This window comes from Marinobacter salexigens, from assembly GCF_002806945.1.
Classification (GTDB): Bacteria; Pseudomonadota; Gammaproteobacteria; order Pseudomonadales; family Oleiphilaceae; genus Marinobacter; species Marinobacter salexigens.
On record NZ_NIHC01000005.1, the window covers coordinates 353,900 to 367,820 of the forward strand.

General features: G+C 54.3%; 12 protein-coding genes, 1 tRNA gene and 1 pseudogene. 4 read left to right on the forward strand and 10 right to left on the reverse strand.

Annotated elements, in window-relative coordinates; genetic code table 11:
• Positions 1-19 precede the first annotated feature (19 nt).
• Together ylqF and fnr are read left to right on the forward strand one after the other, a co-directional pair.
• Positions 20-964 carry a ribosome biogenesis GTPase YlqF gene (ylqF, locus tag CDH47_RS11825; protein ID WP_100640095.1) on the forward strand — a complete coding sequence of 315 codons (945 nt, stop codon included), beginning with the start codon at positions 20-22 and terminating at the stop codon, positions 962-964.
• Between the two features lie 98 nt (positions 965-1,062).
• Positions 1,063-1,815, forward strand: a complete 753-nt coding sequence (fnr, locus tag CDH47_RS11830) for a fumarate/nitrate reduction transcriptional regulator Fnr (protein WP_100640096.1) — start codon at positions 1,063-1,065, stop codon at positions 1,813-1,815.
• A gap of 30 nt (positions 1,816-1,845) precedes the next feature.
• Here fnr and CDH47_RS11835 read toward each other — a convergent pair whose 3' ends face one another.
• Positions 1,846-2,727, reverse strand: coding sequence for an SDR family oxidoreductase (locus tag CDH47_RS11835; RefSeq protein ID WP_100640097.1), 882 nt, complete (start codon positions 2,725-2,727; stop codon positions 1,846-1,848).
• A 167-nt stretch (positions 2,728-2,894) separates the two neighbouring features.
• On the opposite strand from CDH47_RS11835, the pseudogene CDH47_RS11840 reads away from it, so the two are divergent.
• Positions 2,895-3,153, forward strand: a pseudogene (locus tag CDH47_RS11840) (hypothetical protein).
• A 5-nt stretch (positions 3,154-3,158) separates the two neighbouring features.
• On the opposite strand, the gene alr reads toward CDH47_RS11840, so the two are convergent.
• The 8 genes from alr to rnr all read right to left on the reverse strand — a co-directional run bounded on the left by alr (position 3,159) and on the right by rnr (position 11,389).
• Positions 3,159-4,235 (reverse strand): alanine racemase, encoded by a 1,077-nt coding sequence (gene alr, locus CDH47_RS11845; RefSeq protein ID WP_100640098.1) that lies wholly within the window; start codon positions 4,233-4,235, stop codon positions 3,159-3,161.
• Positions 4,235-5,641 (reverse strand): replicative DNA helicase, encoded by a 1,407-nt coding sequence (dnaB, locus tag CDH47_RS11850; RefSeq protein ID WP_100640099.1) that lies wholly within the window; start codon positions 5,639-5,641, stop codon positions 4,235-4,237. Before dnaB ends, alr begins: the two co-directional genes overlap by 1 nt.
• A 179-nt stretch (positions 5,642-5,820) precedes the next feature.
• The gene (gene rplI / locus CDH47_RS11855; RefSeq protein ID WP_100640100.1) at positions 5,821-6,267 is read right to left on the reverse strand and encodes a 50S ribosomal protein L9; all 447 of its coding nucleotides are present in this window, start codon (positions 6,265-6,267) and stop codon (positions 5,821-5,823) included.
• A 20-nt stretch (positions 6,268-6,287) separates the two neighbouring features.
• Complete coding sequence (locus CDH47_RS11860; RefSeq protein WP_100640101.1) at positions 6,288-7,154, reverse strand: YybS family protein; 867 nt, start codon at positions 7,152-7,154, stop codon at positions 6,288-6,290.
• Positions 7,155-7,180: 26 nt separating this feature from the next.
• Positions 7,181-7,411: a 30S ribosomal protein S18 gene (gene rpsR, locus CDH47_RS11865; RefSeq protein WP_100640102.1), complete on the reverse strand. Its 231-nt coding sequence runs from the start codon at positions 7,409-7,411 to the stop codon at positions 7,181-7,183.
• A gap of 25 nt (positions 7,412-7,436) precedes the next feature.
• A complete protein-coding gene (rpsF, locus tag CDH47_RS11870) occupies positions 7,437-7,880 on the reverse strand; it encodes a 30S ribosomal protein S6 (protein WP_100640103.1) in 444 nt (147 codons plus the stop codon).
• A 230-nt stretch (positions 7,881-8,110) separates the two neighbouring features.
• On the reverse strand, positions 8,111-8,848 hold the full coding sequence (gene rlmB, locus CDH47_RS11875) for a 23S rRNA (guanosine(2251)-2'-O)-methyltransferase RlmB (RefSeq protein ID WP_100640104.1): 738 nt from the start codon (positions 8,846-8,848) through the stop codon (positions 8,111-8,113).
• A 15-nt stretch (positions 8,849-8,863) separates the two neighbouring features.
• On the reverse strand, positions 8,864-11,389 hold the full coding sequence (gene rnr / locus CDH47_RS11880) for a ribonuclease R (RefSeq protein WP_100640105.1): 2,526 nt from the start codon (positions 11,387-11,389) through the stop codon (positions 8,864-8,866).
• A 254-nt stretch (positions 11,390-11,643) separates the two neighbouring features.
• Between rnr and CDH47_RS11885 the strand changes: the two genes are divergently transcribed.
• Positions 11,644-11,730 (forward strand) — tRNA-Leu (locus CDH47_RS11885).
• A gap of 170 nt (positions 11,731-11,900) precedes the next feature.
• On the opposite strand, the gene CDH47_RS11890 is transcribed toward CDH47_RS11885, so the two are convergent.
• The gene (locus tag CDH47_RS11890) at positions 11,901-13,787 is read right to left on the reverse strand and encodes a hypothetical protein (protein ID WP_100640106.1); all 1,887 of its coding nucleotides are present in this window, start codon (positions 13,785-13,787) and stop codon (positions 11,901-11,903) included.
• Between the last annotated feature and the right edge of the window lie 134 nt (positions 13,788-13,921).

A 13,921-nucleotide genomic window follows, 5' to 3' on the forward strand; every position in this document is an offset into this window, starting at 1 on the left:
TGTTTACGGAGCGTAACCGATGGCCATTAACTGGTTTCCAGGGCATATGCACAAGGCCCGCAAGGAGATCAAAAAGATCATGCCTCAAATGGATCTCATCATTGAGGTACTGGACGCCCGTATCCCCTTCAGCAGCGAAAATCCGTTGGTGCCGGCCCTGCGAGGCGATACGCCACTACTCAGAGTCCTTAACAAGCGCGATCTCGCTGATCCGGTAATTACGGCCCAATGGCAAACCTGGCTGGAAAGAGAGCGCGGCGTAAGAACGATCACTCTCACCCACAACCAACGCGGAGAGGCCCTGGACATTCTCCGGCTTGCTGGTGAGATGACACCAAACCACGACCGCCAGAAAAGCGCATTGCGGGTAATGATTCTGGGCATACCCAACGTTGGCAAGTCCACGCTCATCAATACCCTCGCCGGTCGCCCTGCTGCAAAAACTGGCAATGAACCGGCAGTGACCAAAGCACAGCAAACCATCAAACTACCCGACAACATTTTGCTTTACGACACCCCCGGTTTCCTGTGGCCAAAACTCTCTCCGGAAGAATGTGGCTACCGGCTGGCGATCACTGGAGCCATACGCAGCTCTGTTCTGGATTTTGAGGATATCGCCCTGTTTGAAGCCGACTACCTGCGAGAAGCCTACCCCGCGCTGGTTAAAGCCCGGTATGGCTTAGATGAACTGCCGGCAGATGGCCTCGCGCTTATGGATGCTATTGCAGAGAAGCGGCGCTTCCTGGGGCGCGGCGGCGTGCCCGACCTGCACAAGGTCGCCGAAGTGCTGCTCAATGAATTTAGAGCAGGCACCTTAGGCCGAATCTCTCTTGAAACGCCCGAAATGGTGGAGCAGGAGATACAGCAGGCCGCATTGGCAGAAGCTGAAAAGGAGTCAAAGTTAACCAAGAAGAAAGCCGCTTCAAAAAAAGCCAGAATACCCGGCTCCGGCCGCCGCAATTGAACCAATTATGCATATCCTGAGATTTGCTCATTGGCAAATTGGTTCCTGCGTATTAGAGTAGTTATTTGACTTGCATCAAATTGGATGGTTTACAAGCAATGGCTCAAGCACTCAGATTCCGCCAAGTTCCCCCTGCCCTGAAAGCGTCCTGTCAGCAGTGCAGCCTGAGTAACCTGTGTCTACCTCTCGCCGTTGAAGAGAACGATCTGGGCAGTTTGGAAGAAATCGTTCAACAGGGTCGCATTTACAATCGTGGTGAGCACATTTTTGACCAGAGCACGCCGTTTCGCTCCTGCTTTGCGGTAAAAAGTGGTTCGATCAAAACCTCGATTATCTCGGAAAGCGGCGAAGAGCAGGTCACTGGTTTCTTTATGCCCGGTGAGCTTGTAGGCTTGGACAGCATGAGCGGCGAATCTTACGCCTGCACAGCCAAGGCACTGGAGCGCACCAGCGTGTGCGAGTTCCCGGTGGACAAGCTGGAAGAGCTCACAGGCAAGCTTCCGGATCTACAGCATCACATGTACCGTCTGATGAGCCAGGAAATTCAGAACAGCCATCAGCTGGCCATGTTGTTGAGCAAAAATACGGCCGAAGAGCGTATTGCAGCACTGCTTCTTTCACTGTCCAGCCGTTTTCAGCGCCGGCGCATGTCACCCACCAATTTCAGCCTTCCCATGGCCAGAAATGACATTGCTAACTTTCTTGGTCTTGCCGTTGAAACCGTTAGCCGTGTTTTCACTCGCTTCCAGAACCAAGGGGTAATCCGGGCACGGGGCCGCGAAGTCGAGTTATTGGATCTTGAAGCGCTGCAACTGGTCACCCGGGAGTTTTCCCGCCAGTGTAACCAGTAACAGCCGCCTTTATACCCGCACCGGCAGCGCTTATTTGGCCGGTGCGCCCGCAGCATCCACTCGCATCGACACCTCTTTCAGCATAGCCAGCTCATTCGCCAGCCCAGAGCGCCAGGGCAACTGCTTGATCCCGAATGTGTTGCGAATTTTTGTACAAATCAGCGTTGTATTCGGCGGCTCAAGTGCACCCCATGCCGGCATATCATCAACTACGTGAATATCCTCGGGAATGCCCGGCAAACCGGCAATTGCCAGTCCCAGCTCGTAAAGGCTGACCTCCTCAGCGCCGGCATATTGGAAGGTTCCCCACACCTCTGCGCCGCAATCCAGCTGCTGGATAATGGCTGTTATTACCCGCGCAAGATCCCTCACTGACACGGGCTGTCCTACGCACCGCCCCGGCAGCGTCAGGGTTTCATTGGCCGCTGTGCTTTTCTGGACCTTTAGAATAAAGCGGCTAAGGCTCCAACCGGTGCGTAAAATGATGTGCCGGGGTAAAAGTGTGCGCAACGCCTGCTCGCCCTCCCACTGCCAATTGCCAAGTTCATTCACCGGCTGGCCTGGGTTAGAGGCGATATAACCACTTTGTTTACGTCCGTCGAATACATAGCACGACGACAGCTGGAACAATGCCATGCCTTTATCGCGGGCAAACTCTGCGATAGCCACCGGAAGTGAAAATGCCGCCTTATGGGTGCCCTCAGGGTCACGCTCTGCGGCTTCCGGGTCCGCCAGCCAAAGCGCATTGACGATAAGATCAGTGTCGTCAGGAATCCAGCTTTCGAGGGCGCTGAGATTTGCTCCGGCAGGGTCGCTGACCAGTAAGGGACTTACATGCAAAGAGGTTTCCCTAAGCCGCTCCAGCAGAACTTTTCCCAAGGGGCCATAGTCGTGAACAACAAGTACATGCACTGGGGTTCAATGCCTCCGGATATAACTGATTTGACGCGCCATGTGCTCTGTATAGCCAATGGCTTCACGCTGCCGCTTCGTAGAATGATCGCGACTCAAGATGCCGCCGGGCGAGCCCTGCACAGCGTTGTCATCTTTTTTGAGAAGCATACAACACAGGGACCACCATGCTGAAACACCAAAGCCATATTGTTGCCCCCATTCCCGACGGGTTGCGTACGCGCGCTCTCTATACCGTGGCAGAGTTGCGCGGGCGTGGCAAAGCCAGCAAGATGATGCTGAGCATGGCCAAAGTAGGCATCAGCAGCATGCTCAAAGGCAGCAAGATGGTTGTCCACAAGGTACTTAAAAAAACTGGATGACCGCAGCCTGGCCGCTATCCTCGATTTTATCGAGGAAATCATTCATGAGCCGGTAAATAGCTGAGCTGGTTATCGGGAGATTCTGGGAACCCGATTGGTGAGGCCCGTCAGAAGTTCATAAGAGATGGTGCCGGCACAGCTTGCCACCTCATCGACTCCAACCGTGCGCCCCCAGAGTTCAACAAGGTCTCCTTCCCTGGCCTCCGGGGCATTGCTCAGGTCCACAGCCAGCATATCCATGGAGACCCGGCCAATCAGCCGGATACGGCGGCCCGCAATTGCCGCCGGCGTGTCTGTTCCGGCATGGCGGGGATAACCGTCTCCGTAGCCAATGGCAACCATACCCATTCGGGTGTCGTGCTCGGCAACCCAGGCAGCACCATAGCCTACACTTTCACCCGCTTTAACAACCCGCGTGGTAATAAGCGGCGCCTCAAGGCTCATCACTGGCTCAAGACCAAGTTCGGGCCCCGTTTTACCAACTATCGGAGAGCCGCCATAGAGCATGATGCCCGGGCGACTCCAATCAAACAGTGGCTGGCCTGGAATAAAGTGAGCGGCAGAATTGCCCACGCTTTTCATTAATGAAGGCCAGGGCGAGGTTGCTGCCTCAAAGTTTGAGGTCTGGGCCAAGGTCATGGTGCTATCGGCATCGTCCGCGCAGGCAAAGTGGCTTACAAAGCCCTGCAGCCTGGTCGCTGCGCCCATTTTTTCCAGCCTCGCCATAACCGCAGGCAAATCGTCTGCCCGAAAACCCAGACGGTTCATGCCGGTGTTCACCTTCAGCCAAAAGGCGGGAACCGCACCGCTCTGCTCCATCCACTCTAGCTGGTGCTCACTGTGCACCACCGGCTCAAAGTTACTTTGTACACTATCTGCCATATCGCCTGCGGCATGCACACCCTGAAGCAAAACTACAGGTTGCTCATGGCCTGCGGCCCGTATCGCGAAAGCCTCCTCAATACAGGCTACAGCGTACTTGGGCACAATGTCGGCCAGAGCAGACGCAATCCGTGCAATGCCATGTCCGTAACCATCAGCCTTTACAACGGCCATGGACTTGGCGCCACCTGCACGCTTGCAAGCTGTGCGATAGTTAGCGCGCAAAGCATCAAGATCAATGCGGGCGACGGTACTGCGTGGCATCAGTATTCTCCACCGTAATCCCCGTAGTCACCACTAGCGAGGTCTTCAAATTTTGTATATTTGCCTATGAAGGCGAGGCGAATAGTGCCAATAGGTCCATTACGCTGTTTGCCGATGATAATTTCGGCAACGCCCTTGTCTGGCGTATCTTCGTTGTACACCTCATCACGATAGACGAACATGATGACATCTGCGTCCTGCTCAATCGCACCGGATTCCCGCAGATCCGAGTTAATCGGGCGTTTGTTGGGGCGCTGCTCAAGGCTTCGGTTAAGCTGTGAAAGAGCTACCACCGGGCAGCTCAGCTCTTTTGCGATACCTTTCAGGGATCGGGAAATTTCCGAAATCTCGGCCGTTCGGCCTTCGGTGTTGCCGGGCACACGCATCAACTGCAGGTAGTCCACCATGATCAAGCCGATCTTGCCATCATTCTCCCGGGCAATTCGGCGTGCTCGTGAGCGGAGCTCGGTAGGGCTAAGGCCCGGCGTATCATCAATATACAAAGGCTTGTCTTTAAGCAGGCTAACGGCAGAAGTAAGCCTTGGCCAATCATCTTCTTCCAGCTTTCCACCGCGAACTTTGCTCTGATCAATACGGCCGAGAGACGACAGCATACGCATGGCCAGCGCATCTGCCGGCATCTCCATACTGAACACCAGCACCGGCGTGCCGGTGCTGATCAGGGCATTCTCGACAATGTTCATGGCAAAGGTGGTCTTACCCATGGAGGGTCGGCCTGCCACGATGATGAGATCGGCCGGCTGCATGCCTGACGTTTGCTCATCCAGATCCCGGAACCCGGTGGTCAGGCCCGTGGTTTGCTCACCGGATTCGAACAATTCTTCAATGCGACTCAGGGTTTTGGTCAGTATCGGGTTGATCGACTGGGGCCCTGAACCTTCTTTAACTCTGGATTCGGCAATCTGGAATACATTACGCTCCGCCTCGTCCAGAATCTCGCTGCTGTTTCGCCCCTGCGGGTTAAACGCCGAGTCTGAAATTGTGCCTGATACTTCCACAAGCTGTCGGAGGATGGAGCGTTCACGAACAATCTCGGCATAAGCTCGGATATTGGCGGCGCCCGGTGTTTTCTCTGCCAGCTCGGCCAGATAGGACAACCCACCGGCGTCTTCAATATCACCGGCACGCTCCAGAAACTCAGCCAGAGTAACCACATCCAGCGGCTCGTTTTCGCTGGCCAGGCGCTCAACCGCGCCAAATATCAGCCGGTGATCCTGGCGATAGAAATCCACCGCGGAGATTATCTCGGTAATTTCATCGAACCGTCGGTTATCAAGCATTAGACCACCAAGTACCGCCTGCTCCGCTTCTGCGGAATGTGGGGGTACTTTGATGCGACTGGTTTCAGGATCGTTTATTGCGGGCTTCAGATTAGGCTTGGCCATGAACACATCTTCAGTTGAACATCACAACCACGACAAGGTAAATGAAAGGTCGCAATTATGGAGGGAGTTACCGGATATTTACAGCATACCAGAAAGCAACAGACCCGAAAGCCGTATTAAACGGATCGGGTCTGTTGGACTGACCGGGCCAGGCCCAGCGCTGTTTCCATAAAAACAGCTTACTCGGCGACAACCGCCAGCTTTACAGTCACTTCTACATCAGAGTGCAGGTGAAGTTCGATTTCATACTCACCAGTTGTCCGTAGCGGACCTTCTGGCAGACGAACTTCGCTCTTCTCTACTTCGGTACCTGCAGCAGTGATTACCTCAGCAATATCGCGTACACCGATAGAGCCGAACAGCTTGCCTTCGTCACCTGCTTTGGAGGTCACAGTGAAGGATGCTTCCTCCAGCGCCTCAGCACGAGCCTGTGCTGCTGCCAGCTTCTCAGCTGCTGCTTTCTCAAGCTCCGCACGACGCTCTTCGAACGCCTTCACGTTTGCTTCAGTGGCAGGCGCAGCCTTGCCGTACGGAAGCAGGTAATTACGGCCGTAACCGGACTTAACTTTTACCTTGTCGCCCAGGGTGCCAAGGTTTGCAACTTTCTCGAGCAGAATAACTTCCATCTCGTTAACCTCTTCGTGCTTTATTCAGCCGGCCCGGCGGGCTTTATTCGCCTCCGGATATCCAGCCAGCTATCCACAAAAGCCAGAACCACTAACAGAATCATCAGGCTTGGGCCCAGAAGTACCAGCGCAACGTAGAACATTGCAAGCCACTGACCACTCAGATTTTTACGTCCAACAACGCCATGAACAAGTGCCAGCCCCGCCAAAAACATCGGCGTTCCGGCTATCCAGCCGAGCAACATGGCATTCAGCCCGAGAAATGGACCTACAACCATGGTCACGGCAAGCATCACAGCAACGGCAGGTGACAGCTTGAGATCATGAAACTCCTTTCGGAACCCGCCGGGATTGTACAAACCCGACTGCCACGATCTTGCCAGCATTGTCATGCCCACGCCGACTGCCAGATAACTACCGGCCATACTGGCGTTCATGGTGTCCCGTATAACCGCCTCGAGATCACTCCCAAGCGAGCGGGCCACTTCAGCATTGTACTGTTCGTAAAAACTGACCCCGGCGCGAACAAGTTCGTCCATCAGGCCGGGATACACCACGGGCAATATAAGCCCCATGACTATAGCCAGAAAGCTCCCTCCAAGAAGGGCTTTCTCCCAGGACAGGGTTGTTCTGAGCATGGACGCCATCAGCATCACCTGCAGCAGCACCGCCAAGGCCGTTGGATCGCCCCCGAACACACTCCAGCCAAGTGCTGGCAGTAATGCCCAAAGACCGATATTAAGCCCCTGGCTGATGCCAAGCCTGAGAACAACCAGGCCAACAACCGCTGCGCCAATCCAGAACAGCAAAGGTATCGCAGTTGTTACTGCTGCTACCCCGCTGGCCTGCAGGGGACCGCGCATTACAAATTGTGCCAGTGCACGCATGGTCCCAAGTCCTGTTTATCTGTTACTTAGTTATCGTGGCTGTCCGAGTACGGCAGCAGTGCCAGGTAGCGGGCGCGCTTGATAGCGCTAGCCAGCTGACGCTGATAACGTGCTTTTGTGCCAGTAATACGGCTAGGCACGATTTTGCCGGTTTCAGTAATGTAGCCTTTCAGGGTGTCCAGATCCTTGTAATCGATCTCTTTAACACCTTCTGCCGTGAAGCGGCAGAATTTACGACGTCTGAAAAAACGAGCCATAACGTAACTCCTCAACTCCGGTTAATTACTCTTCTTCGTCCTGGGAATCCGCTGACTGAGTTTCGTCTTGGCGCTCGCTTTGACGATTTTCAGTAGATTCAGCCGAACGACGCGGACGATCATCTCCGCCGGAACGACGGTCCTCACGGGACTCAGCGGCTTTCATCGGAGACATATCAGTAACAGCTTCATCGCGACGCAAAATCAGGTCACGGATGATGGCATCGTTGAACCGGAAGTTGTGAGTCAGCTCGTCCATTGCTGCCTGTGAACATTCAACGTTCATCAGCACATAGTGAGCCTTGTGAATCTTGTTGATCGGGTATGCCATGTGACGGCGACCCCAATCTTCCAAGCGCTCTACCTTGCCGCCATCTTCAGTGATGAGGCTGGTATAACGCTCGATCATCGCGGGCACTTGCTCGCTCTGATCCGGGTGTACCATAAATACGATTTCGTAGTGACGCATGAGTTCTCCCTACGGTTTAAGCAGCTTTCTCTAATTCGCGGACTGGCCGTGAAGCATGAAAGCAAGGAGGTGACAGCCTGAACTGCCGGTTTTTGTGCTTTATCAATAAGGCCTTACAGAAAAACCTTAATCAAAAGCGAAGTGTTGCACACCTGACAAGAGGCAATACAAACCTCCCCCTAAAAAAAGGGGTCACGTATTCTAGGCGTACCGGGGCTTCTGTGCAAGGGTTAACCAATACGCTGACGCAATGCCTCGTAAAGGCAAACGCCGGTAGCGACAGAAACGTTAAGACTATCCACATGGCCAAGCATGGGTATGTTAATGAGCTGATCGCAGTGCTCACGGGTAAGCCGACGCATGCCTTTGCCCTCTGCACCCATCACCAGCGCAACCGGGCCTTTAAAATCAGCTTGGTACAGTGTGACCTTCGCCTCACCGGCAGTGCCGATCAACCAAACACCCTGATCCTGCAATGCGCGCAGAAACCGGGCCAGATTTGTCACGCGCACGAAGGGCACCGTCTCAGCCGCACCGCAAGCAACTTTGCGAGCCACCGGGGTAAGCGAAGCGGATTTGTCTTTAGGAACAATAACGGCCTGAACGCCCACCGCATCACAAGTGCGCATACACGCACCCAGGTTGTGAGGGTCAGTTACACCGTCCAGCACCAACAGAAACGGAGGCTTGTCGCTGGCCGCAAGCTGGGCCAGAAGATCGCCCTCGGTCCATTCACGACTCTCACTAACCGCCGCAACAACACCTTGGTGAACTCCACCAACGCGCTCATCCAGCTCCCGGCGATGGACAACCCCCCACTTCACCCCAAGTTCATCAAGGGTGTCTGTGATCGACTTTACTCGCTTGTCCTGCCGGCCAGTCTGAATCCAAACCCGCTGCAACCTTTCAGGCTCACGCTTGAGGACTGCCTCAACCGCATGCCAACCAAATACAAATTCCTGGGACACTGGTCTGGATTCCTGTTATTTACCTGTCTTACGTGATTTCCGTGGCTTGCTTAAACCTTCAGATTTACCTGAATCCTTCTTGGGTTTTTTACCGGCATCACGAGCAGCTTCTGCCACCAAGCGAGCTTTCGCGCTTTCCGGCTTGCCTCCACGCCCGGACTTCCCGGCTTTCCCGGGCTTCCCGCCCTTGCTTGCTTTGGCTCCTGCAGATGCCCTGCCACGCCCTTTATCAGCGCGCTTACCGTCTTTACCGCCAGTATCGCGCCGGGTCACGCCCAAAGCATCCCGATCAGCCTTTCGCCGTTTCGGTTCACTGACCAGCTCCAGGTCGATCTTGCGATCTTCCATACCAACCCGCATCACACGAACACGCAGCTCGTCGCCCAAGCGGAAGCTAATGGCCGTGCGCTCACCAATCAAACGGTGCTTGGCAGCGTCGTGATGGAAATAGTCGCCACTCAAGGTGGAAACATGCACAAGACCTTCGATGTAAACATCCGCCAGCTGAACAAAGAAGCCAAAGGGCACAACAGCAGCGATCACGCCATCAAATTCTTCGCCCACATGGTCGCTGAGAAATTCGCACTTGAGCCAGGCCATAACATCGCGGGTTGCATCATCTGCTCGCCGCTCAGTCATCGACACATGCTCACCCAACTGCTCCATCTTGGCGTAGTCGTAGGGATACTCAACCAGGGCAGCGTCATGCTCAGCCGGTGATACCACATCCTTGGTGACCTCGGGATTGTGGATTCGGGACTTGATAGCCCGATGCACAATCAAGTCAGGATAGCGGCGAATCGGAGAAGTAAAGTGAGCGTAGCTAGGGAAGCCCAAGCCAAAATGACCACTCTCATCCGGGCTATAAACCGCCTGACTCAGCGACCGAAGCATAACCGTTTGAATCACGTTCGCATCTGGCCTGTCGACTATCTGGGACAGCAACTCCTGATAATCCGCTGACGTTGGCTTGTCGCCACCAGTCAACTGCAAACCCAGCTCACCCAGGAACAGGCGAACCGAGTTGAGACGCTCTTCTGAAGGGCCATCGTGCACCCTGTAAAGAGCAGGCATTTTGTGCTTTTTGAGGAAGCGTGCAGCGGCTACGTTAGCGCACAGCATGCTTTCCTCAACAATCTTGTGCGCATCATTACGATGCACAGGCACAATCTCTTCGATTTTACGCTCAGCGTCGAAAACAATGCGGGTTTCGGTAGTTTCGAAGTCTATAGCGCCACGCTCTGTGCGCGCCTTGCGCAACAGCTTGTACAAATCGTACAAATTATGAAGATGTGGCAGCACATCAGCATACTGTGCGGATAAGCGATACCCCGGCTCAGTATCTGGCCGCTCCAGCATGTCACTGACTTTGTTATAAGTCAGCCTGGCATGGCTGCGCATTACCGCCTGGTAAAACTTATAGCCACTGATGTTACCGGCGGCGCTGATGGTCATATCTGCGACCATACACAAGCGATCAACATCCGGGTTCAGGGAGCACAGACCGTTAGACAACTTCTCCGGAAGCATGGGCACCACGTGATCCGGGAAGTACACAGAATTACCCCGGCGCAGCGCTTCTTCATCCAGTGGTGAGCCGGTGCGAACATAGTGAGACACGTCGGCTATCGCTACGACCAGGCGATAACCGCCCCGGCCTCTTGGCTCACAATAGATGGCGTCGTCGAAGTCCCGGGCGGTTTCATCATCAATGGTCACCAACCGCATGTTGCGGATATCGACCCGATTCTGCTTATCCTTCTCTTCAACCTCAGCAGCTATAGCGGCCGCTTGCTCGCCTACTGCTGTCGGCCACTCATGGGGAATATCGTAGGAGCGAATAGCCACGTCGATTTCCATCCCCGGCGCCATGTGCTCACCCAAAACCTCGACAATCTTTCCGGTAGGTTGGGTCCGCATCGTGGGTTGGCGTAAAATATCCACAACCACATACTGGCCATGAACCGCCTCACAAACATGCTCTTTCGGCACCAACACTTCGTGATTGATGCGGGTGTTTTCCGGCACCACGTAGGCAATGCCGCTTTCATTAAAGAAGCGCCCTACGGTTTGCTGCGTGCGATGTTCAATTACATCAACAATAACGCCTTCACGACGGCCACGGTCGTCCACCCGGTCTACACGGGCAGCTACCCGGTCGCCGTGAAACACACGGCGCATTTGCCGGGCAGTAAGAAACAGATCTGACCCGCCATCATCCGGCACCAGAAAGCCGAAGCCATCTTTGTGACCAATAACCCGACCACTAACCAGGGCTGCCTCTTCAATCGGCAGATAAGCATCACGCCGGTTACAGATAAGCTGGCCATCCCGGCACATGGCGATCAGACGACGCCGTAGCGCCTCGATACCTTCGGGTTCTGTCTGGCCAAGTTCGGCACACAATGTTTCGTGTGTTGCCGGAGCCCCCCGCTCTTTCAAGTGTGCAATTATGAATTCCCGGCTTTGGATCGGGTTATCATATTTTTGAGCCTCACGGCTGGCGTGGGGGTCTTTGTGTTTTTTATTCCTGGAAACCATTAAAATCCTTGCTCAATGCGGCGCCACAACGGCGCTGTTCAACTACATTTGCTATACAGTATACGTTGGTAGGCATAGACTGCCTAACAACCCTCCTTTAATACGCACAATTACCTGCCGGGCTTTTACTAAAAAAATGTTTGACAGCTTAAGCGGGAATTACTAAAGTACGCGCCATTGGATGAGACGACATGCTCATCTTAGGCAGAAACGCCCAGTTTTCAACAAACTAAAGGCAAAGCTGCAAATCACCTGCCGAGGTGGTGAAATTGGTAGACACGCTAGCTTCAGGTGCTAGTGGGGGCAACCCCGTGGAGGTTCAAGTCCTCTCCTCGGCACCATTTCTTTCCCCAGGAAATGGTTGTGTGAATCTCATACCCCTGAAGCAAACCTAATTAGCAAGAAGCTCGCTACTGCCCGTTTTTCATACTAATTACTGACGCATCCTTATTGCTAAACTCGGATGCGCCTCTACTTATACTCCTACGACCGCACCTTATCTTGCCGCCAACTAATCCAGCCGCTCCACAAGATATTGAGAGAGGTTTTTATATTGGTACTCTATCCTCGCATAGACGCCCGTCCTGGAATCTTCGAACGAACGGCCACAGGCACGACCAGGGACGTACCTCTTGAGATACGCGCTATCAATCAGGTTGGGCGTCCCGCCACGAGGTGTCTCGCTGGCTCTGGGTGAGTAGTACATCGCCCACTCAAAACCATTAGGGGCAGCGACGTGACCCAGCCCAGACATCTCTGGCGCCAGGAAGCCGTAGCGTAGTGGGCGCATGACGCCACCCCGGGTATCAAACTCTAAAGAAAGTCCGGTAAAAATGGGAGGCTGAGGCGCATAGCCAGAAAAATCATAGCGATGATATCCTGTAACTGCCTGCGCTGCGCTCTCTTCCTCAGCTGCACAACTTTTCAGCGAACTGCTGTAAATCAGAGACTCGACCTCAACGCCATTTTCCAGTAACTCGTAGCCAATAAAGCCAGCAGGAGTAATACTGGTAGTGGTATCAGCAGAGAGTTTTGGCACTAGCGTCCGCGTCAAGGTAGCGCCTTGTTGAGGAATCCGGGCCACCAGCTCCGCTAACTTCCCATCGGTAAATTCCCAGCTGTAGCGCACCTCTGGATCTCCTCCCAGCTCGGTCGAGCCAGACTGAACGCCCTTAGCTATATGGCATTCAGTGCTGGTCTCGAATGTTGCTGTGCGTTCTTGCCAGTTGAAGGTCAAACGCTCATCAACGCCCGGAGCGGAATAAGCCGACTCGCTTTTAAGTGATAGCGATGCTGACGGCAACCACTGGGTACTGAGTTTTGACATATACCCATTAACACTCGCCAGCCTGGCAATCTCTTGCATTGAAGGTGCAAGGCAGCCGTTTGCGCTGATGGATTGCAGCCGCCCATCTTCGCTGTAATCAAACATTAATTCAGCCGAAACCTTCAAGTTCGTACTGTTGGCCGGGAGCTGATTCGACTGCTTGTTCTGAGCATAAACGCGCTGGCTGGTCAATAGTAATGGGTCACTCAACTGCAATGGCACTTGCGGCAAGTCGAGGAGGTCGGTGTCGACGTTTGCGTAGTTACCTTGGGCAGCGGCGTCTACAACTGCGGTTACATCACTGGCATTCTGTAACAGGGAAACGCCCAGGATAAACACCTTCTCAGAGCTAAGTAAACGCTCTGTGCCATCACTGCCCGGCAAGCCCCATGCGTCGCTGTACTCATCCGGTAGCTGGCTGGCCGAGAAGCGCGCCAGGGCTCGCGCATAAGCATGGGCCCGATCATCTTCGGCAAGCACATAGTCGCTCAGCAAGTTGATGCCCGCCAAGCCGGACAACGCTGTATTATCAGAGCCCGGAAACACTCCGTATTGTGTAAGCCGGCGGTAGCGATCCAGAGTGGTTAACGGGGTGATGTTACGCTCGCCCGGCGCCGCAGAAAGCAAAAAGGCGCGAGACACCGGCACATCCCCTATGCGGGTCTGTTCCAGGGTTTTACCCGGCAGTGCCAGAGCATATAAGGGGAATTGGCGCGGATCGATATCGGGGCCAACCTGCGGGTCCAGCACCAGCTCTGAGATATCCAGCGCGAACTCGCCATCCTCGCCACTCAGGGCGGTGGGCTCGCCGGAAAGCAAGGTAACCGTGCGGCCGGATGCCAGCTCATACTCCATGGGCCCCGGCGTGTACTGGCTGTCGCCATCCATATCCAGCCACACCCGGGCATTTTTCAGGTAACCGTCGATCACCCGTCCTGTATAGGATTTTAGCTCACTGTATTGCACACCGTCGAAATCACGACCATCTACAGGCAGTTCATCAGATTCCTTGCCGCAGCCGGCAATGGTGAGAAAAAGTAGGGAAACAGGCAGGAAAATAAGGGGTTTCATCACGGCAACCGTTTATCCTTGTTAGAGGTTGTGCCGTTACTTTAGGGAATGTGGAAGCCGGAGACCTTGATAGGTTTGGCAATCTGTAAAGTTTAGTAACAAGAAACCCCCGGGATTTGGCCCGGGGGTTTGCT